The organism is Neorhizobium sp. JUb45 (assembly GCF_004343585.1).
Lineage (GTDB): Bacteria > Pseudomonadota > Alphaproteobacteria > Rhizobiales > Rhizobiaceae > Neorhizobium.
On record NZ_SLYW01000004.1, the window covers coordinates 43,575 to 62,520 of the forward strand.

The 18,946-nt window shown below is 60.8% G+C and carries 18 protein-coding genes and 1 tRNA gene; 11 read left to right on the forward strand and 8 right to left on the reverse strand.

The window, feature by feature from the left end; all coding sequences use genetic code 11:
- Positions 1 to 7 precede the first annotated feature (7 nt).
- Positions 8 to 895 (reverse strand): N-acetylmuramic acid 6-phosphate etherase, encoded by an 888-nt coding sequence (locus tag EDF70_RS16980; RefSeq protein WP_132276017.1) that lies wholly within the window; start codon positions 893 to 895, stop codon positions 8 to 10.
- Between the two features lie 207 nt (positions 896 to 1,102).
- Here EDF70_RS16980 and EDF70_RS16985 point away from each other — a divergent pair, with 207 nt between their 5' ends.
- The 5 genes from EDF70_RS16985 to EDF70_RS17005 are packed head-to-tail and all read left to right on the forward strand — an operon-like array spanning position 1,103 to position 5,396.
- Positions 1,103 to 1,990, forward strand: coding sequence for a BadF/BadG/BcrA/BcrD ATPase family protein (locus tag EDF70_RS16985; RefSeq protein WP_132276019.1), 888 nt, complete (start codon positions 1,103 to 1,105; stop codon positions 1,988 to 1,990).
- A complete protein-coding gene (locus EDF70_RS16990; RefSeq protein WP_132276021.1) occupies positions 1,987 to 2,751 on the forward strand; it encodes a GntR family transcriptional regulator in 765 nt (254 codons plus the stop codon). The genes EDF70_RS16985 and EDF70_RS16990 overlap by 4 nt, the downstream gene beginning before the upstream one ends.
- Before the next feature lie 15 nt (positions 2,752 to 2,766).
- Positions 2,767 to 3,795: an SIS domain-containing protein gene (locus EDF70_RS16995; protein ID WP_132276023.1), complete on the forward strand. Its 1,029-nt coding sequence runs from the start codon at positions 2,767 to 2,769 to the stop codon at positions 3,793 to 3,795.
- Positions 3,792 to 4,949, forward strand: a complete 1,158-nt coding sequence (gene nagA / locus EDF70_RS17000) for an N-acetylglucosamine-6-phosphate deacetylase (protein ID WP_132276025.1) — start codon at positions 3,792 to 3,794, stop codon at positions 4,947 to 4,949. Before EDF70_RS16995 ends, nagA begins: the two co-directional genes overlap by 4 nt.
- A gap of 39 nt (positions 4,950 to 4,988) precedes the next feature.
- The gene (locus EDF70_RS17005) at positions 4,989 to 5,396 is read left to right on the forward strand and encodes a hypothetical protein (protein ID WP_132276027.1); all 408 of its coding nucleotides are present in this window, start codon (positions 4,989 to 4,991) and stop codon (positions 5,394 to 5,396) included.
- Between the two features lie 51 nt (positions 5,397 to 5,447).
- Here EDF70_RS17005 and EDF70_RS17010 read toward each other — a convergent pair.
- Together EDF70_RS17010 and EDF70_RS17015 are read right to left on the reverse strand one after the other, a co-directional pair.
- Positions 5,448 to 5,523: transfer RNA gene (locus EDF70_RS17010), tRNA-Ala, on the reverse strand.
- A 149-nt stretch (positions 5,524 to 5,672) separates the two neighbouring features.
- Positions 5,673 to 6,059: a TIGR02300 family protein gene (locus EDF70_RS17015; RefSeq protein WP_132276029.1), complete on the reverse strand. Its 387-nt coding sequence runs from the start codon at positions 6,057 to 6,059 to the stop codon at positions 5,673 to 5,675.
- A 254-nt stretch (positions 6,060 to 6,313) separates the two neighbouring features.
- Here EDF70_RS17015 and cmk point away from each other — a divergent pair, with 254 nt between their 5' ends.
- Both cmk and rpsA read left to right on the forward strand, forming a co-directional pair.
- Positions 6,314 to 6,952 (forward strand): (d)CMP kinase, encoded by a 639-nt coding sequence (gene cmk / locus EDF70_RS17020; RefSeq protein WP_245519217.1) that lies wholly within the window; start codon positions 6,314 to 6,316, stop codon positions 6,950 to 6,952.
- A 152-nt stretch (positions 6,953 to 7,104) separates the two neighbouring features.
- Positions 7,105 to 8,808, forward strand: a complete 1,704-nt coding sequence (gene rpsA, locus EDF70_RS17025) for a 30S ribosomal protein S1 (protein ID WP_132276033.1) — start codon at positions 7,105 to 7,107, stop codon at positions 8,806 to 8,808.
- A gap of 81 nt (positions 8,809 to 8,889) precedes the next feature.
- Here rpsA and EDF70_RS17030 read toward each other — a convergent pair whose 3' ends face one another.
- Complete coding sequence (locus EDF70_RS17030; protein ID WP_132276035.1) at positions 8,890 to 10,650, reverse strand: hypothetical protein; 1,761 nt, start codon at positions 10,648 to 10,650, stop codon at positions 8,890 to 8,892.
- 230 nt (positions 10,651 to 10,880) lie between these two features.
- Positions 10,881 to 11,504 (reverse strand): ribonuclease D, encoded by a 624-nt coding sequence (locus EDF70_RS17035; RefSeq protein WP_132276037.1) that lies wholly within the window; start codon positions 11,502 to 11,504, stop codon positions 10,881 to 10,883.
- A gap of 437 nt (positions 11,505 to 11,941) precedes the next feature.
- Here EDF70_RS17035 and EDF70_RS17040 point away from each other — a divergent pair, with 437 nt between their 5' ends.
- The 4 genes from EDF70_RS17040 to EDF70_RS17055 all read left to right on the forward strand — a co-directional run bounded on the left by EDF70_RS17040 (position 11,942) and on the right by EDF70_RS17055 (position 16,374).
- Positions 11,942 to 13,696, forward strand: a complete 1,755-nt coding sequence (locus EDF70_RS17040) for an alkaline phosphatase (protein WP_132276039.1) — start codon at positions 11,942 to 11,944, stop codon at positions 13,694 to 13,696.
- 167 nt (positions 13,697 to 13,863) lie between these two features.
- The gene (locus tag EDF70_RS17045) at positions 13,864 to 14,292 is read left to right on the forward strand and encodes a hypothetical protein (protein WP_132276799.1); all 429 of its coding nucleotides are present in this window, start codon (positions 13,864 to 13,866) and stop codon (positions 14,290 to 14,292) included.
- A 4-nt stretch (positions 14,293 to 14,296) separates the two neighbouring features.
- On the forward strand, positions 14,297 to 14,986 hold the full coding sequence (locus tag EDF70_RS17050) for an ABC transporter ATP-binding protein (RefSeq protein WP_132276041.1): 690 nt from the start codon (positions 14,297 to 14,299) through the stop codon (positions 14,984 to 14,986).
- A complete protein-coding gene (locus EDF70_RS17055; protein ID WP_132276043.1) occupies positions 14,983 to 16,374 on the forward strand; it encodes an ABC transporter permease in 1,392 nt (463 codons plus the stop codon). The genes EDF70_RS17050 and EDF70_RS17055 overlap by 4 nt, the downstream gene beginning before the upstream one ends.
- 18 nt (positions 16,375 to 16,392) lie before the next feature.
- On the opposite strand, the gene EDF70_RS17060 is transcribed toward EDF70_RS17055, so the two are convergent.
- From EDF70_RS17060 to exbD, 3 genes are all read right to left on the reverse strand, one after another.
- Positions 16,393 to 17,385 carry an Ldh family oxidoreductase gene (locus EDF70_RS17060; RefSeq protein ID WP_132276045.1) on the reverse strand — a complete coding sequence of 331 codons (993 nt, stop codon included), beginning with the start codon at positions 17,383 to 17,385 and terminating at the stop codon, positions 16,393 to 16,395.
- Between the two features lie 94 nt (positions 17,386 to 17,479).
- Positions 17,480 to 18,433, reverse strand: coding sequence for an energy transducer TonB (locus tag EDF70_RS17065; RefSeq protein WP_245519218.1), 954 nt, complete (start codon positions 18,431 to 18,433; stop codon positions 17,480 to 17,482).
- Positions 18,430 to 18,942, reverse strand: a complete 513-nt coding sequence (exbD, locus tag EDF70_RS17070; protein WP_132276047.1) for a TonB system transport protein ExbD — start codon at positions 18,940 to 18,942, stop codon at positions 18,430 to 18,432. Before exbD ends, EDF70_RS17065 begins: the two co-directional genes overlap by 4 nt.
- Between the last annotated feature and the right edge of the window lie 4 nt (positions 18,943 to 18,946).

Here is an 18,946-nt window from a genome sequence, read left to right on the forward strand (position 1 = left end):
ATTATTATTATTCGAACTCGGCAAGTGCCTGCCGTAGTACCTGTCCAGAGCGGGCAAGCGCGGCCTGCGCCGTCTCCGCATCATGCGCACCTGCTGCCAGCAGCACGGCGACTTTCACCGAGCCTGCAGCGCTTTGCATCCGTTCGCCGGCGGCATCCATGTCGATGCCGGCGATTTCAGAGACGATGCGAGTGGCGCGGATGCGCAGCTTTTCGTTGTCGGCCCGCACATCCACCATATGCCCGTCATGCACATGGCCGAGCTTGATGGCCGTGAGAGTCGACAGCATGTTGAACGCGATCTTTTGCGCAGTACCCGCACCCATGCGGGTCGATCCCGCCACCACTTCCGGCGGCGTTGCCAGAAGCACGGCAACATCAGCAAGTTTCAACAAAGGTGCGCCGGCATTGTTGGCGATGCCGATCACGGATGCGCCACGCGCTTTCGCAATTTTTGCAATGGCCAGTGCATAAGGCGTCGAGCCACTGGCGGAAACGCAGATCACGCAGTCGCTGTCGGCAATGCAGGCGGCATCCCGTTCAGCCAGGGCAATGTCGTCTTCCGGGCCGCCGGCCAGATCGGTCAGGCTGGCAATGCCGCCTGCCATCAGAACCACGATCCGGTCACGGGCAATGCCATAGGTGCCGGGCAGTTCGAGCGCATCGGCCATCGCCATCAGGCCGGAACTGCCAGCGCCGACATAGATCAGTCGTCCGCTCCGCTGGAGAGCACGTGCGGTCAGTTCGGCAGCCGCAGCAAGTGCCGGGATGGCGTCGGTCACGGCGCGAGCGGCCCGCTGCTGGCCCTCTGCAAGCACACGCAGCGCCGCAGTCGGCTCGAGCATATCCAGCCCGATCGCGTGTTCATGTCTGGCTTCGGTGGCGTTTTTGCTCATCCGAGTTCTCCCTCGAGAGAAATGATGCCAAAAAAATACCAATTGTCCAGATGCAAATTAACGATCGCCTAAGTTGAATGACCGCACGGCCGTAAATTCGGAAAAATATAATTATGAATCAATGCATTGAAACGTTTCCAAAATGCGAATTGCAAATCGCCCTTGGCTATTGGTACTTTTTTGGTATGGTTTGTGTCGGAGGTATTCATGCCCAACTATATTCTCGGGATCGATGGTGGTGGAACCAGTTGCCGTGCAGCGGTAGCGGATACCGATGGTCGTATCCTTGGCCGTGGCAAAAGCGGTGCCTCCAATATTCTGTCCGATCCCGACAATGCGCTGCGCCATATCGATGAGGCGGCGCGTCTGGCCTTTCGGGATGCCGGCCTTTCTGAAAATCTGGTCTCGTCCTCCTCGGCCCTTCTCGGGCTTGCCGGCAACAATGTCGGCGATGCGGTCAATTATGTTCTGGCCCGCCTGCCGTTCCAGCGCTCGAAAATCGTCAATGATGGGCTGATCGCGCTTGAGGGTGCGGTAGGCAGCGAGGACGGCGCCATCGCCATTCTCGGCACGGGCACGATCTGCCTCGCGCGACGTGGTGATCAATTGACCTCCATCGGCGGCTGGGGTTTTCAGGTGAGTGATCTCGGCAGCGGCGCCCGTCTTGGTCATGCCGCGCTTCAGGAGTGTCTGCTGGCGCATGATGGCGTCCGCTCGGTGACGCCGCTCTCCGCCGAACTTTTGGCGGAGTTCGGCAATGATCCCGAGCAGGTTGTAGGCTTTGCCCGCAAGGCCAGCCCCGGCGAATTCGGACGCTATGCGCCACGCGTGTTTTTCGCCGCCGAACGGGGTGATGAAACGGCCCTGCGCATCCTCCATGCGGCCGCAGCCGAAGTCGATGCCGCGCTTGATGCCGTGGCGGCCGTCATGCAAGGGCAAGGACGTCTGTGCCTGCTCGGCGGTCTCGCCGGTCTTTACCCCACCTATCTGGCTGAGCGCCACCGCAACCGCCTGTCAGAACCTTTGGCCGATGCGCTCACCGGCGCCGTCTCACTTGCGGTCTCCGAACTGACTTCCGAGGGAACTGGCCGATGAGCGAAGCGCTTTCCGCCCTCCTGCCGCTCGACGGTTTTCAGGCGGCAAGCGCCGGCCCGCTTTATCTGAAACTGCGCCAGACGCTGGAGGATGCGATTCGTTCCGGCAGGCTGGCTCATGGTGCTGCGCTTCCGGCCGAACGCGACCTTGCCGATTACGCCAGTGTCAGCCGTGTCACCGTGCGCAAGGCGGTGGATGATCTGGTGAAAGACGGGTTGCTGATGCGCCGCCACGGCTCCGGCACTTTTGTCGTCAAACCGGTTTCGCGTGTCGAGCAGCCGCTTTCGCACCTCACCTCCTTCACCGAAGACATGGCGCGACGCGGTCTCGTCACCCGCTCGGAATGGCTGGAGCGCGGTCTTTATCATCCCTCGCCGGAAGAAAGCGTCATGCTCGGCTTAGCGCCCGGTACACTGGTTGCCCGTATAGGCCGCCTGCGCATTACCAACGACATGCCGCTTGCTATCGAGCGCGCCAGCCTGTCGGCCGAATTTTTGCCGGATCCCGCACGCGTCTCCACATCGCTGTATGGCGAACTGGAAAAGACCGGCGCCCGGCCGGTGCGCGCCATCCAGCGCATCTCCGCATGCAACGTCAAGAACCCGGATGCCGGGTTGTTGCAGGTGTCGGTCGGCTCTGCCGGCCTGTCGATCGAACGTATTTCGTATCTCGGTTCCGGCCGGGTGGTGGAGTTCACGCGCTCTCTCTACCGGGGCGATGCCTATGATTTCGTCGCCGAGCTGACGCTTGGCGGCCGTTGAATGCCGGAGGATTCCATGACCACGCAAACCCATATGCGCCGCGAGATCGACGAGATCCCGCACGCTGTCGCCCGCCTGCTGGACCGCTCTGCCGCCGATCTGAAATCGGCAGGTCTCGCGTTGCGGGAAAAGGACCCGGCCTTTCTGGTCACCATTGCGCGCGGTTCGTCCGATCATGCCGCCACCTTTATCAAATATGCGGTGGAACTCACCGCCGGCCGGCCGGTTGCCTCGCTCGGTCCGTCGCTTGCCTCCATCTACGGCGCAAAACTGAAGCTTTCGGGCGGCGCGGCGATCACCATCTCGCAATCCGGCAAAAGCCCCGATATCGTCGCGATGGCGCAATCGGCCACCGATGCCGGTGCCGTCACGGTGGCGCTGACAAACACGCTGCCGTCACCGCTTGCCTCCGCCTGTACCCACGCGCTGGATATTCAGGCCGGCCCGGAACTGGCCGTCGCCGCCACAAAATCCTTCGTCAATTCCATCGTCGCGGGTCTGGCGCTTCTGGCCGAGTGGACCAACGACGCGGATTTGCGCAATGCCCTGCAAAACCTCCCGGAAGTGTTTGCAAAGGCCGTCACCCTGCAATGGGGCGATTTTGCCGCGGAACTCGGCGATGCCGAATCGCTTTACATGCTCGGTCGCGGCCCGGCTTTGGCGATTGCCAGCGAAGCGGCGCTGAAGTTCAAGGAAACCTCCAACATGCATGCCGAAGCCTATTCGGCTGCCGAAGTGCTGCATGGGCCGGTGGCGCTGGTGGAAGACAAATTTCCGCTGCTCGCCTTTGCCGCAAGGGATGCTGCGGAAAACTCGGTTGTCGAGATCGTCGAAAGCCTTTCCGGCAAGCGCGCGCTTGCATTCGCGACGTCGGACAAGGTCAAGTCCGCTCGAAAATTGCCTTTCGTCGCAACCGGCCATCCGCTCACCGATGCGCTGGCTCTGATCCTGCCGTTCTACGGTTTCGTCGAATCCTGGTCGCGCAGCCGCGGTTTTAATCCGGATGCGCCGGTGGCACTCAAGAAGGTAACGGAAACCCGATGACCGACGCCAAGGCATATTTAGGCGCCCGCATTTTTGATGGCGCGGCCTGGCACGATGATTCGGCACTGGTCGTGAGCGGCGGCACGGTGCAGGCAATTGTCTCTGCCTCGGCGCTCGCCGACACTGCGGAAAAGGTAAGACTCGACGGCGGCATTCTTCTGCCCGGCTTTATCGACCTGCAAGTCAATGGCGGCGGTGGCGTGATGCTCAATGATGAGCCGACCGTTGAAGGCATTTCACGCATCTGCGCCGCCCATGCCCGTTTCGGCACCACGGCGTTGCTACCGACGCTGATCACCGATACCCCGGAAACTACCCGGGCCACCGTCGAGGCTGGCAGACAGGCGAGGCGCGAAGGCGTCTCCGGTTTTCTCGGCCTGCATCTTGAAGGCCCGCATCTTTCCGTTGCCCGCAAGGGCGCGCATGATCCGGCGCTGATCCGCCCGATGGAGGAGGCCGATCTCGACCTGTTCCTGTCCTCGGCAAAGGATCTCGATGTTCTGCTGACCACGATCGCCCCGGAAAACGTCAGCGAGGCGCAGGTTGGCCAATTGGCGGATGCTGGCATCATCGTCAGTCTCGGCCATACCGAATCAAGCTTCGAGACGGCCGGTCGTTACGAAAAAGCCGGTGCGCGCATGGTCACACATCTGTTCAATGCCATGAGCCCGCTCGGCCACCGCGAACCCGGTCTTGTCGGCGCCGCACTGCAGAGCGTGACGTTGCATTGCGGCCTGATCGCCGACGGCATCCACGTCGTTGCGCCATCGATGTCTGTCGCCTTGCGCGCCAAGCAGGGGCAGGGGCGCATTTTTATCGTCACCGACGCCATGTCGCCGATCGGCACGGATGTGACCAGCTTTACGCTCAATGGCCGCGAAATCCTGCGCAGAGATGGTCGCCTGACGCTGGCCGATGGTACGCTGGCCGGTGCCGATATAGACATGCTCTCATCGGTACGATTCGTGCATGAAAAGCTCGGTCTGCCGCTGGAGGAAGCGGTGCGCATGGCAACGGTCTACCCGGCAGAAGCCATCGGTATTTCGCACAAGGGATCGCTGCGGCAAGGAGCCGATGCGGATTTCGTGCTTCTGAACGACGACCTGTCGATGAATGCCACCTTCATCGGCGGCACCTGCGTCCATCGCCAATAGCGCTTCTGTCCAGGCGGTCCCGGTGGTATTGGCTGGCGGATGTCCGCCACCACCACAACCATAGTCGAGAACAGAACCTGCGGCACCTGCACGCTGTGCTGTCGGCTGCCGGATATCGATCATTTCGACAAGCCGGCAAATGCGTGGTGCAGCCACTGCGTCGAAGGTCGGGGCTGCTCGATCTATGACGACCGGCCATCGCTCTGTCGTGATTTCCTCTGTCTCTGGCGCACCGATGATTCGCTGCCGCCCGAATGGGACCCAGCAATCTCGAAAATGATGATTTACGAACAGGGACCGCAGATCACCGTTCTGGCGGATCCCGATCACCCCGATCTATGGCGGAGCGAACCCTATCGCAGCCAGCTCGAATCATGGGCGGCAAAGGCCGAATCGTCCGGCGGTTACGTGATCGTGTTCTGCGGGGAAGAGGTGTTCAAGATCTGACACACAAGAGTGCTAGATTTTTTGAACCGATAGAGTGTCTCTGGGAAGATTTGGTGGAGCTAAGCGGGATCGAACCGCTGACCTCTTGCATGCCATGCAAGCGCTCTCCCAGCTGAGCTATAGCCCCATCAGGGTGGTCCGGAATTTCCGGTCCTGGGAACTCCGTGCCGCTTTCGCTTCGGGAGTGGCGGCTAAGTACTTCCTGTTTTCGGGAAGTGCAAGCCGAAAAATGCGGCCCGGTGAAAAAATCTTTTCCGGGCCGCATTTTAGAGAAGATCAGCCTTCTTCGTCGTCGCCGCCGACGCCGATGATATCGGACATATCGTCGTCATCGTCTTCTTCGGTTTCGAGGAAGGTGTCGTCGTCATCGCCGTCGAGTTCGACATCGTCGTCGCCGAGATCATCGGGGATATCGTCGCCGGTGTTGCCGTCGTCGTTGTCGTCACTCGAAACGAGTTCGACTTCGTTGTTCTCGGTATCGACTTCCTGGACGTCCTCTTCCTCGGCCTGTTCCATGATGGCGGCAGCCGAGTTCTCTTCGAAGAACGACAGCGGCCAGGACTTGCCGCTATACGGCGAGACGACCGGGTCGCGATTGAGGTCGTAGAATTTCTTGCCCGTATCCGGGTCTACACGTTTGGTACCAAGTTCCGCTTTTGCCACTGTCGAAAGCCTCGTGAGAATGGGCCGAATGGTATCGGCAATGCCGCATGGTTGCGGTCGTCATATTTCAGCTGAAAATGCTAGCCGGTCCCCTTAGTCGTTGTCCTCTGGCATGTCAAAGGCAAACTTGACCCAGCAAAATCACGCCATTCTGCACCATTGCACAGATGACCGCCATCACGCTGCGTGATAAGTCGGCAGAAAATGTGGCATTGCCCGGTTTCGGCTGCCCGGTTTTCGCAGGAGGCAGTCTCTTGAAACACATCACGATCGCCATCGATGGGCCGGCGGCTGCCGGCAAGGGCACGCTGTCGCGGCGTCTTGCCGAGACTTATGGCTTTCATCATCTCGATACGGGGCTTACCTATCGCGCCACCGCCAAGGCGCTGATCGATGCCGGCCTGCCCTTCGACAGCGAGGCAATTGCCGAGAAGATGGCGCTCGAGGTGAATCTGGCCGGTCTCGACCGTTCCGTCCTGGCAAGACACGAAATCGGTGAAGCCGCCTCGAAGATCGCTGTCATGCCCGCCGTGCGCCGTGCGCTGGTGGAAGCGCAGCGCGCCTTTTCCAGGAAAGCGCCAGGTACGGTGCTCGATGGCCGCGATATCGGCACCGTGGTCTGCCCGGATGCTATCGTGAAACTTTACGTCACCGCCTCGCCGGAAGTACGGGCGCGGCGTCGTTATGACGAGATCATCGCCTCCGGCAAAGCGGCCGATTTCGACGCCATCGTCGACGACGTGAAGACGCGCGACGACCGCGACATGAACCGCGCCGACAGCCCGTTGAAGCCGGCCGAGGATGCGCACTTGCTAGATACGTCGGAAATGAGTATAGAGGCCGCGTTTCTGGCTGCAAAACGCATTGTCGATGCTGCCCTGAACAAGAATTGATGGCCAGCCGGTTCGCCCGGCAGCCTGCATGCCCCGAAAGTTCCAGTCCCCGCGCCGGATTGCTTCCCTTTGAGGAAGCGGACTTGAATTTCGGGTATTTTTAACTCGAACCCCCGGCGCTGGTGTCCACACGGACACTCCCAGGAGATTTCATGTCAGTATCTACCCCGTCGCGCGAAGATTTCGCAGCCCTGCTGGAAGAATCCTTTGCCAAGACCGATCTCGCCGAAGGCTATGTTGCCAAGGGTATCGTCACGGCGATTGAAAAAGACGTTGCCGTCATCGACGTCGGCCTCAAGGTCGAAGGCCGCATCGCGCTGAAGGAATTCGGTGCAAAGGGCAAGGACGGCTCGCTGAAGGTCGGCGACGAAGTTGAAGTTTACGTTGAGCGCATCGAAAACGCTCTCGGCGAAGCTGTTCTGTCGCGCGAAAAGGCTCGCCGCGAAGAAAGCTGGGTCAAGCTCGAAGTCAAGTTCGAAGCTGGCGAGCGCGTCGAAGGCGTTATCTTCAACCAGGTCAAGGGTGGTTTCACCGTCGATCTCGACGGCGCCGTTGCCTTCCTGCCGCGTTCGCAGGTCGACATCCGTCCGATCCGCGACGTCACCCCGCTCATGCACAACCCGCAGCCCTTCGAAATCCTCAAGATGGACAAGCGTCGCGGCAACATCGTTGTTTCGCGTCGTACCGTTCTCGAAGAGAGCCGCGCCGAGCAGCGTTCTGAAATCGTTCAGAACCTCGAAGAAGGCCAGGTTGTTGACGGCGTCGTCAAGAACATCACCGATTACGGTGCGTTCGTTGACCTCGGCGGCATCGACGGCCTGCTGCACGTCACCGACATGGCATGGCGCCGTGTGAACCATCCGTCGGAAATCCTGTCCATTGGCCAGCAGGTCAAGGTTCAGATCATCCGCATCAACCAGGAAACCCACCGCATCTCGCTCGGCATGAAGCAGCTCGAGTCGGATCCGTGGGATGGCATCTCGGCCAAGTACCCGGTCGGCAAGAAGATTTCCGGTACCGTCACGAACATCACCGATTACGGTGCATTCGTCGAACTGGAGCCGGGCATCGAAGGCCTGATCCACATTTCCGAAATGTCCTGGACGAAGAAGAACGTTCATCCCGGCAAGATCCTTTCGACCACGCAGGACGTCGACGTCGTCGTTCTCGAAGTCGATCCGTCCAAGCGCCGTATCTCGCTCGGTCTCAAGCAGACCCTCGAGAACCCGTGGCAGGCATTTGCCTTCAGCCATCCGGCCGGCACTGAAGTCGAAGGCGAAGTCAAGAACAAGACCGAATTCGGCCTGTTCATCGGCCTCGAAGGCGACGTTGACGGCATGGTTCACCTGTCGGATCTCGACTGGAACCGTCCGGGCGAGCAGGTCATCGAAGAGTTCAACAAGGGCGACATCGTCAAGGCTGTTGTTCTGGATGTTGACGTCGAGAAGGAACGCATCTCGCTCGGCATCAAGCAGCTCGGCAAGGACTCGGTCGGCGACGCTGCCGCTTCCGGCGAACTGCGCAAGAACGCTGTCGTTTCGTGCGAAATCATCGCCGTTAACGACGGCGGCATCGAAGTGAAGCTCGTTGAACACGAAGACATCACCTCGTTCATCCGCCGCGCTGACCTCGCTCGCGATCGCGACGACCAGCGTCCGGAGCGCTTCTCGGTTGGCCAGGTTCTTGACGCTCGCGTCACCAACTTCTCCAAGAAGGACCGCAAGGTCATGCTGTCGATCAAGGCTCTCGAGATCGCAGAAGAGAAGGAAGCCGTTGCTCAGTTCGGTTCGTCGGACTCGGGCGCTTCGCTCGGCGACATCCTGGGCGCAGCCCTGAAGAACCGCGGCAGCGAGTAATCGTCAGCTTCGATCTTTTGAAATGAAGAGGCCGCCGGAGATGATCCGGCGGCCTTTTTCGTGTGCGTATCTGATTGAGATTTATTCCAGAGCCGCCATCCGGCGATAGAAGTCTTCGGCACCCGTACCCGGATGATCTGTCAGATGCTGACGCGGCGCCTGCCGGGTTCCGGCCGTGGTCGCTGCAGTCTCTGTTGCGGCTGCATGCAAAGGCTCGTCTTCCGGCGTCATTGGCTCCGGTTGCGGCTCTCCGCCACCCTGCCGTTCTTCGCCGCCAGATGGTTGCTGTTGGCCCTGATGGTCGCGCCGCGGCGGCTGGTCATCATCGCCGACCGGCGGCTTGCGCCTGATCTCGTGGTTTTCACTCTCTTCGAATTCCTGTGCACCGGCATGCGGCACAAGCGGATGCGCCGGCACGTCGCGCGGCAGGAGCGACATGCCGAGCAGCGCCTTTTCGAAAGCGGTATCGGGTTGTGCCGAAAGACTGGCCGATGTCGATGCCGTATTGGTCGCCGGCGGAAGCGCATTGACGAGAGGTGCGGGCACATCGTCATCTTGTGTTTGATCGGAAATGGCCGCCGTCTTCAGGACCTCTGCGTCTGCGGCGGTCGTCCTCGGGTCTGTTTCCGCATCAGGCCGCACAGCCAGGATATTGGCCTGCGCCTGCGCAATCTGCCTCGCGCCCTTTGCGTCCGGCTCTCCTGAGGCAAGGCCGGCAACCCATTCGGTCTGGAAACGATCGATAATGGCTTTGGCGGTTTTGGGAATTGTCAGATCGGCTTCGTCATGCGCCTGACGGGCAAGGGCGGCGGCATCGTAAATCGCTGCCGGTTTTACCGGCGTTGCACTTCTGTCCGGCAAGTGGCCTGTCTTGGAAGCCTCGTCCGAAGGCGCGTCGGGTGTTTGTGGATGGGACCCATGTGTTTCGAGCCCGGTAGTCTGCTCTTTGCGCACGTCCGTTGTGCGCTGGGATGCAGGAGAGCCATCGACATGTGCGGCTTTGATGTCGTTCGCGGCCGTCTGGCCGTCAGCCATATCGCTGTCGCTGATGTTTGTCGCTGGATGTGCAGGCTCGGCGGCTTCGGATGCTGACGTTTCCCCGGGATGCCGCAGTCCCTGACGGCTGCCGTCCTCGTCTATGGCATTGGCCGTTGTCGCATCGCTCTTCGGTGCTAGGCCCTGTGTCTCGATATCGGAGGCGTTTTCTGTCGTTGCGATTGGGTTGATGCCTTCGCCGTCAACACTGTCCGCAGGGAAGGAAGCCTGTCCCTCGGTCGCATTTCCATTGGCTGGCCCATCGTCCATCCGATTGGCGGGCAGGAGAGGCAGATCGCTGCCATTGTTCTGCCGATAGGAGCTCACCACATGGCGCGCCGCCAGATCGCGTTCCTGATATTGTGAGATTTCGATTTGCACTGCCAGCCGTGCTGCAGCGGGCCCGGACGGGTCTTTCAGCAGCTCTGCAAGCAGACGCAGTGTCGCCCCCTGCATGATCGTATTCAACTGTGCCTGCAGGCGTGCGCGCTCTTGCGCCCCGAGAGCGGTGATGGCGGCAGCCAGCCTTTTGCTGTAGTCGGCAAGCGCCTCGCCCTCGCGACGCGGCAGTTTCAGAAGGCTGCCAAGCGTTTCGGCAAAAACGGAAAGGCTCTGCGCCAGCCGCATCTGGCCGGAAAGGCCAAGCAGTTCCATGCTGGATGTATTGCCGGCAACGATCGGTCGCACAGTCCCCGCTACGGCGTTGTCCTGCACGGGGACGTCCGGCGCAATCTGTTGGGTCGAAGCCTGTCGCTGGTTCGCCTGCATGGCGTGGGCGACGGATGTGGCGGGAACAGGTGGCAGCATGGCCGGCTCCACGTCAGGGAGGCAGATCCTCGAGTTGAAGGGACAGGCCGGCTGGACGGTCAAAATATCTTTGCAACCCATTTGGGTTGCAACCGTCGCGCCTCATGGCGACTTTCATGCCGGATGGTTAGGCTAAATATGCCGCAAACATCCCTAATGATTCCCTAACGGCAACGCTGTTTTCATTCAGTGGTTGCAATTTGCTCGTCGATTTGGCCGCATGCCTGCCATCAGCTATGGGCAAAGATGTCGGTCTCGTCCCATCCCAGAAGATCGAGCTTCGAGCGCGTCGGCAGGAATGCAAAGCAGGCTTCTGCAAGCTCCATGCGTTTGTCGCGGATCAACCGGTTCACTTGCTTGTCGCGCAACGCATGCAGATGCAGCACGTCCGATGCCGCATATTCCAGCTGTGCCTGTGACAGAACCTCGGCGGCCCAGTCCGTCTGCTGCTGCGCCTTGGAAATGTCGACCTCCAGCAGTTCGCGCAGATTGTCCTTCAATCCGTGCCGGTCGGTATAGGTGCGTGTCAGCCGTGACGCGATCTTGGTGCAAAATACCGGAGCCGTCGTCACCCCAAACGTATGAAACAGCACGGCAATGTCGAATCGGCCGTAATGGAAAATCTTTTCATGCGTCGGGTCGGCCAGCAGTGCCACCAGATTGGGGGCCTGCTTCTGACCGGCGGCAATGCGGATCACATCGGCCGTGCCGTCTCCGGGCGAAAGCTGCACGACGCAGAGGCGGTCGCGGCGTGGCACCAGTCCCAGCGTTTCCGTATCGATGGCGACGGCGCCGGTGTAGCGGGCAGCGTCCACTGCGGAGATATCGCCTTCGTGATACCGGATCTGGGCCATGGAAAATCCTTTGTCGACTGTTTGTCCCGCTATACCGCAATCGCGCGTGGCATCGCCATCTCTAAATATTCTGCCTCATTCGAAGCCAAGGCCTGGAGCAGGTTTGCACAAAACGCATTGCTGCGTTGCAACAAATTAGTTTCCCTTTCTACTAACGCATGGCTATAAACCAATCATCGAAGCGGCACACTCCTCCTCCCAGTGCCGCCCGATACGGATCGACAACATCCTCCTCCTCCCAGTTGTCGGTCAAGTTTAAAGCCTGCCGCACCTCCTCCCGCGGCAGGCTTTTTCATTTTCGGCCCTTGCTCGGGAAGGGCGCCTTTCCAGATATTTTCCTCTTCGGCGGCCGTTGCGACAATGCGTCACGTAAGTGTCATCTGGCGCCGATATACCCACCTCGCCTTCACTTTTAAACTCCTCAGCGAGGTTCCACCATGCGCAAAATTCTTGCCGCCCTGGTCGCTACGACCATTCTTGCCGGCGCTGCTCAGGCTGCCGAAGTTTTCCCGCTCGATCGTGCCACGATCCTTTCGGGCTCGCCGTTCGACTTCAAGGTCGAGTTTGATGCCGTCGTAAAGCCGGAAGACGTAAAAATCACCGTCAACGGCCAGGATTACAAGGCCGCTCTCGGCAAGGAAGTCGAGTTCGTCGCCGAAGAAAAGAACAAGGACAAGGTCCTTGGTTCGGCCGTCATCCTGCGTGGCATCACCATCGCCAATGCCGGTGATTACAAGGTCGAAGTTTCCGCAGGTTCGGAAACCAAGAGCGTTACCTGGAATGTTTACGGTACGCCGTCCCAGGCCAAGGCCAAGAACGTCATCTTCCTGATCGCCGACGGTCTGTCTGTTGCGCACCGCACCGCTGCCCGCATCATGTCCAAGGGCATGACCGAAGGTAAGGCCAATGGCCGCCTCAACATGGATGACGTGCCGCCGGTCGCCTTCATCGGCACCTCGGCCACGGACGCTGTCGCCACCGACTCTGCCAACACCATGTCGGCCTACATGACCGGTCACAAGACCGCCGTGAACGCCATCGGCGTTTATGCCGACCGCACACCTGCCTCGATGGACGACCCCAAGGTCGAAACCCTCGCCGAAGCCCTGCGCCGCCAGACCAAGAAGTCGATCGGCATCATCTCTACCGCCGAACTGCAGGACGCGACCCCGGCCGCAGTCGTCGCCCACACCCGTAAGCGTGGTGACAAGGCCGAAATCAACGGCATGCTGTTCGACGTCAAGCCAGACGTTCTGCTCGGCGGTGGCTCCGCCTACTTCCTGCCGCAGGCGACTGCCGGCTCGAAGCGCAAGGACGACAAGGACTACATCGCCCTGTTCAAGGAAGCCGGTTACACGCTGGCAACCAGCAAGGGTGAACTGGCAACGGCGGCCAGCAGCAATACCGGCAAGATCCTGGGCCTGTTCCACACCGGCAACATGGACACCACGCTCGACCGCGAGTTCCTCAAGAAGGGTACCGTCGGCAAGTTCCCGGAACAGCCGGGCCTGGTCGAAATGACCAAGGTCGCTCTCGATTCGCTGTCGAAGAACCCGGAAGGTTTCTTCCTGATGGTTGAAGCCGCAAACGTCGACAAGATGTCCCATCCGCTGGATTGGGATCGCGCTGTCGTCGATACGATCGAGTTCGACAAGGCCATCGGTGTTGCCCGCGAATTTGCCGCCAAGAACCCCGACACGCTGATCGTCGTTACCGGCGACCACACCCACGGTGTTTCCATCATCGGCACCGTCGATGACGAAAAGCCGGGCACCGAAATGCGCGAAAAGGTCGGTACCTACGCCGAAGCCGGCTTCCCGAACTACGAAGACAAGGACGGCGACGGTTATCCGGACAAGGTCGACGTGTCGCGTCGCCTGTTCCTGAACGCCAATAACGGCCCTGACCATTACGAAACCTTCCGTCCGAAGCTCGATGGCCCGTTTGCGCCGTCGGTCCAGAACGAAAAGAAGGAATACATCGCCAACGAACAGTACAAGGACGTTCCCGGCGCTGTCTTCGTATCCGGCATCATCCCGAAGAGCGCTGACAGCGGTGTCCACGCTGTTGACGATATCGTTCTGCAGGCCGAAGGCCCGGGCGCCGAAGGCTTCCGTGGCTACATGGAGCAGAGCGACGTCTACAAGGGTCTCGCCGAAGCTTTCGCGCTTGGCGCAAAGCAGACCAACTAAGACCTGAAAAGACCGTGGGGGCACGTCGTCATGGCGTGCCCCTGCCGTTCCCGCTCTTGCATCGCCACTCCGTTAGGATCACGATGCGTGAGACATTTCCAAAAAGGAGATTGGTCATGAGCAAGCTTGATCAGGCGCGGTTCAATCGCCGCCAGACGCTGCAGACCATGACGCTGGGCCTGATGGCCGGCCTGCCGCTGTTTTCCGCCGCCACGCGTGCTCGCGCCGAAAGCCCGATTTCGTTCGATGAGCTTTATGGCAAGATCAGCGTCCTCGGGCTCGAATTTTCCGAAAAGGTCAAACAGCTGAACGGCAAGGAGATCGCCATGCGCGGTTTCATGGCGCCGCCGCTGAAGGCCGAAGCGCAGTTTTTCGTGCTCACCGAAATCCCGATGTCGATCTGCCCGTTCTGCTCCACCGACAGCGACTGGCCGGACAATATCGTCGTCGTTTATCTCGGCGAAAAACAGACCTTTACCCAGCCCAGCCAGACGATCGAAGTGCGCGGCAAGCTGGAAACGGGATCGTGGACCGATCCGGAAACCGGCTTTGTCAGTCTCCTGCGTATCCGCCAGGCTGAATACGGCACGGTTTGAAAACATGTTGCCGCTGAAAATCGAAAATCTCGCCGTATCGTTTCCCGGTCTGGCGGCACCGGTTCTTAGTCTCGATAGTCTCGAAATCGCCGCCGGCAGCCGTGTGGCGCTGACGGGCGGTTCCGGTTCGGGCAAAAGCACGCTCATCAACATCATCGCCGGCCTTGAGCGCATTCGCGCCGGTCGCGTGTTCTGGGGCGAGCAGAACCTCGCAGATCTGTCCGAGGGCCGACGCGATCAATGGCGCGCCGCCAATATCGGTCTCGTCATGCAGGACTTTCATCTGTTTCCCGGCCTCTCGGCACTGGAAAACATTCTTCTGCCGGCGCGCCTGTCGCGCGTCGCCAATGCAGAACTGGTGAAACGCGCCCGCACATTGTTCGAAACCGTCGGCCTCACCCGTCCCGACCAGCATGTCGAGACCATGTCGCGTGGCGAAATGCAGCGCGTGGCGATCGCCCGCGCATTGCTGCGCAAGCCCGGCGTCATCATTGCCGACGAACCGACCGCCAGCCTCGATCTCGAAAGCGGCGAGGCGGTTGGTGATCTCCTGCTGTCAGTGGCTGCCGATGCCGGCTCGACGCTGATCATCGCCAGCCATGATCAACGTCTTGTCGAACGCCTTGATCGCCGCCTGTCGCTCAAGAGCGGGCGCATCGTCGCTGATGCTCGGCTTGGGGAGATCGCGGCATGATCCGGTTCATCCTCGCCGATCTGCGTCGTCTCTGGCTGGGCGGCGCCGTTGTCATTCTTCTCGTGGCGCTTGCCACGGCTCTCGGCGTTGCAGTTACACTGCAGGAACGTTCGCTTCGTCTCGGCAGTGCGCGTGCAGCGGATAAATTCGACCTCGTCGTCGGTGCCGCCGGCAGCGAAACGCAGCTGATCCTCTCCTCCATCTTTTTGCAGCCCGCACCGCTGCCGCTGGTCGATGGCGCCGTCCTGACGAAACTGGCCGCCGATCCGCGTGTTGCCTGGGCTGCCCCGGTCGGTTTCGGCGACAGCTATGCCGGCTATCCGATCATCGGTACCACGACCAGCCTGATCAATGGCACGACGACCGGTTTTGCCGACGGAAAAATGTTTGCACTGGAAGGTGAGGCCGTCCTTGGCGCCGCGGTGGATCTGTCCGTCGGGGCCGAAATCAAGCCCATGCATGGCAGCGCCGAAACCGGCGGCCACACACATGCCGGCGCAGCCTACAAGGTTGTCGGCAAGCTGCAGCCCACCGGTACGCCCTGGGATCGCGCCATTCTGGTGCCGATCCAGGCGGTCTGGCATGTCCATGGTCTTGGCGCGGAGCATGGCCATCATGAGGAAGACGGTCACGATCATGCTGCCGAAGGCGAGGGGCATCATGATGAAGCGGATGCGCATGCCGGGGGAGAGGCGGGCCAGCCGGAACCGGTGGCGCACGCTTCCGAAGCTCAGCAGCCGGTAGCGAAATATGCTTTTGCCATCGGTTCGGCATCCTCGAAACATGTCGAGGAAGAACACCACGGCAGCATCGATCCGGATGCGCCCATCGTCGAGACCTTTGGTGAAGGCATGCCCGGCCTGCCGGCGATCCTCGTCAAGCCAAAAACCATTGCCGATGCCTATCGCCTGCGTCAGGAATATCGCACAGGTGCCACGCTCGGTGTCTTTCCGGGTGAAGTCCTGACCGGACTTTATGCGACGCTGGGCGATGCCAAGATGGTGTTGAGCGCCGTTGCCGCCGGCTCGCAGGGGCTGGTCGCTGCCGCGCTGGTTCTGGTCACGGTGATTCACGTGGGTCAGCGCCGCCGCCAGATCGGTGCGCTGCGAGCATTTGGGGCACCGCGCAGCTCGGTGTTCCTGATCGTCTGGCTGGAACTGTTTCTGCTCGTCGCGCTGGGCATCGGCATCGGTTTTCTGGTTGGTCTTGGGGCCGCTCACTTTGGTGCACAGATGTTTACCGCCAAAAGCGGCGTCATCCTGCCGGTCGGCTTTACCCGCGAAGATCTGCGGCTTGCGATGATCCTGCTCGGCTTTGCCGCCGTGCTGGCTGCGGTACCGGCGCTTCTTGCCTATCGCCAGTCTCCGGCTCAGGCCCTCAGGGCCTGAGCAAGAACCTGCTCGCCATCAACGAAGTGCTTCGATTGCCGCCATGACGTCGTCTTCAAGCGTCAGGCCGCTCTCCAGCGCAGTTCGACGCAATCCGCGTCCACGACGACCGGGAAGGCGTACACCCTCCTCACGGGCCATCTCAGAGGCGAGACCGGCCATGCGCTCCAATGTGCCTGCGCCGGTTGCCGCATTCGGATCGATGGCGATGATCATGTGGCCCAGAGAGGGGGCAGGACCGTGTTCGTCGAGCAGGGAGCTTGCCTGATGGGAAAAGGTTGCGCCGGTCAACCCGGCCGCCAGCACTTCCACCATCAATGCAAGCGCTGCACCCTTTGCCCCGCCGGCCGGCGCCATCGTGCCTTTCAGCGCGGCAGCCGCATCGGTGGTCGGGTTGCCATCCACGTCAAAAGCCCAGTCATCGGGAATGCTGACCTTTTTCTGGTTGGCTTCCATCACCTTGCCGCGCGCCACCTTAGAAAGTGCAAGATCGATGACCAGCGGATCGTTGCCGGCAACCGGCACGGCGAAAGCGATCGGGTTGGTGCCGTAAAGCGGTGTCTTGCCGCCCCAGGCGGCCATGGCGGCCGGTGCGTTGGCAAACATCATCGCCACCAGCCCCTGCTCGGCAAAACGCTCTACCGTCAGCGCCATGACGCCGGCATGGTGGGAACGGTTGATGGCGGCAAGTGCTATCCCCTGTTCGCGCACGATTGCCGGCAGCATGTCGACCGCCAGATCGAGTGCCGGATAGGCAAAGCCAAGATTGGCGTCGATGGCGAGAATGCCGGGTTTGGGTCGCGAAGACAGCGGCAAGGCGCGGCCATCCACCTTGCCGGTGCGCACCTGTTTGACATAGGTCGGCACGCGGCGCAGGCCATGGCCGGATTGCCCGGCCGCTTCCGATTGCACAAGCGCACGTGCCACCGAAAGGGATGCCACGGCATCGACGCCATTGTCTTGAAAAATGGAGGAAATGAGGAGTTCGGCGTCTGCCAGCGAAATGTTCATAAACTGCACCTGTTGCGATGCAGCATAATTAGCAAGTGCCAGTCTGAAGCGCTACCGCCATGCCCGATTTCTCAAGGCATGGCGGCGATGGTTTTTAGCGGATGGTGAAGCGGATCGGAACGGTGATCGTCTTGTTGACACCAGCAGGTGGTGCCGGTACGGGCGATGCCCGTTTCATAAGCGCCAGAACTTCCTGGTCGAGCGCATCGGAACCGGAGGAACGCGATAGCGAGACCGACAGAACGTTGCCGCTGTTATCGATCTGGAAGCGGACGGACACCGTGCCTTCCTCGCGTCGCGAACGCGCTGCAGCCGGATATTTCTTCCTGCGTTCCAGATGCGCAGCCAAGCGTCCCTGCCAGCGTTGCGGCGACATTGAGGATGAAGCGGAACTGCTCGTCGATGTCTGCTGTGCAGCCGTGCGATCGGACTGGGTGGCGTCGACCTTGGCTTCCTGGCTGGCTTTGGTCGCCTGAACCTGTTTTTTCGGGCGCGGCTTTTCCGCAACCTTCTTTTTCACCGGCTCTTCCGGTTTCTTTTCGACAGGTTCGGGCGGACGCATGACCGGCAACGGCACCTCGACATTGTCGAGTGCTGCCATCTGTTCTTCCACGATCGGATCGACCTGTGGCTCCGGCGGCTCTTCCGGCACGCTTTCGGTCACTTCCTGAACCGGTTCCGGCACGGGCTCCGGCGGCGGCTCTTCGATGACCGGTTCCGGTGGTGGCGGTTCGGGCGGCGTCACCTCCTGCGGTGGAGGCTCAGGCTGAGGCTCGACGGGCTCCGGCGTGTCGCTCTTGATCTCTTCGGAATCCTGCGTCTGTTCGGCGATCTGCGTTTCTTCCGGCATTGCCGCTTCCGGCTCCGGTGCAAGCTCGATCATGATCGCCGGCGGAGGCGTATTGTCGCCGGCCGCCATTTCGGGTTCCCGCATCAGGTAGAAGCCGGCGCCAATGTGAAGAGCGAGCACGACAAGTCCTGCCGAACCCCAAAGGGCAGCCTCTCCAAAACGCCCGGCGGGCGTTGGATTGAAGGTGACCGAGTTCACGGGTTTGCACCTCCTGCAGGTGCCGGAGCGGCTGGTGCAGCAACGGGTGCTGTTGCAGGTACCGCGCCATCCTGGGCGGGAATTGGCGCGGGAAGGCTTTCCAGCCCCACAAGCGCGATCTTCAGGTATCCGGCATCACGCAGAAGGTTCATCACCTCCATGAAGTGGCCGTAATCGACCATCTTGTCGGCGCGCAGGAAAATGCGCGTATCGCGCTTGTTGCCCGTCAGCCGGTCGAGTGTGTTGGCGAGCTCTTCGCGTGCAACGGCATCGTTGCCGATGTTCAGCGACAGGTCTTCCTTGACGGTCAGATACATCGGCTCTTGCGGACGCTCTGCCGGTTTGGCGGTTGATGCCGGCAGGTCGACATTGACATCGACCGTCGCCAGAGGTGCCGCCACCATGAAGATGATCAGCAGGACCAGCATCACGTCGATGAACGGCGTGACGTTGATCTCGTGGTTCTCGGCCATTTCCTCGCCGTGATGTTCTCGAATACCGCCAGCCATGGTT

What these genes read in the sequence shown, in the direction of transcription:
- EDF70_RS16980 (WP_132276017.1), bottom strand. Translation starts at nt 895, where the DNA reads ATGAGCAAAAACGCCACCGAAGCCAGACATGAACACGCGATCGGGCTG.
- EDF70_RS16985 (WP_132276019.1), top strand. Translation starts at nt 1,103, where the DNA reads ATGCCCAACTATATTCTCGGGATCGATGGTGGTGGAACCAGTTGCCGT.
- EDF70_RS16990 (WP_132276021.1), top strand. Translation starts at nt 1,987, where the DNA reads ATGAGCGAAGCGCTTTCCGCCCTCCTGCCGCTCGACGGTTTTCAGGCG.
- EDF70_RS16995 (WP_132276023.1), top strand. Translation starts at nt 2,767, where the DNA reads ATGACCACGCAAACCCATATGCGCCGCGAGATCGACGAGATCCCGCAC.
- nagA (WP_132276025.1), top strand. Translation starts at nt 3,792, where the DNA reads ATGACCGACGCCAAGGCATATTTAGGCGCCCGCATTTTTGATGGCGCG.
- EDF70_RS17005 (WP_132276027.1), top strand. Translation starts at nt 4,989, where the DNA reads ATGTCCGCCACCACCACAACCATAGTCGAGAACAGAACCTGCGGCACC.
- rpsA (WP_132276033.1), top strand. Translation starts at nt 7,105, where the DNA reads ATGTCAGTATCTACCCCGTCGCGCGAAGATTTCGCAGCCCTGCTGGAA.
- EDF70_RS17030 (WP_132276035.1), bottom strand. Translation starts at nt 10,650, where the DNA reads ATGCTGCCACCTGTTCCCGCCACATCCGTCGCCCACGCCATGCAGGCG.
- EDF70_RS17035 (WP_132276037.1), bottom strand. Translation starts at nt 11,504, where the DNA reads ATGGCCCAGATCCGGTATCACGAAGGCGATATCTCCGCAGTGGACGCT.
- EDF70_RS17040 (WP_132276039.1), top strand. Translation starts at nt 11,942, where the DNA reads ATGCGCAAAATTCTTGCCGCCCTGGTCGCTACGACCATTCTTGCCGGC.
- EDF70_RS17045 (WP_132276799.1), top strand. Translation starts at nt 13,864, where the DNA reads ATGACGCTGGGCCTGATGGCCGGCCTGCCGCTGTTTTCCGCCGCCACG.
- EDF70_RS17050 (WP_132276041.1), top strand. Translation starts at nt 14,297, where the DNA reads ATGTTGCCGCTGAAAATCGAAAATCTCGCCGTATCGTTTCCCGGTCTG.
- EDF70_RS17055 (WP_132276043.1), top strand. Translation starts at nt 14,983, where the DNA reads ATGATCCGGTTCATCCTCGCCGATCTGCGTCGTCTCTGGCTGGGCGGC.
- EDF70_RS17060 (WP_132276045.1), bottom strand. Translation starts at nt 17,385, where the DNA reads ATGAACATTTCGCTGGCAGACGCCGAACTCCTCATTTCCTCCATTTTT.
- exbD (WP_132276047.1), bottom strand. Translation starts at nt 18,942, where the DNA reads ATGGCTGGCGGTATTCGAGAACATCACGGCGAGGAAATGGCCGAGAAC.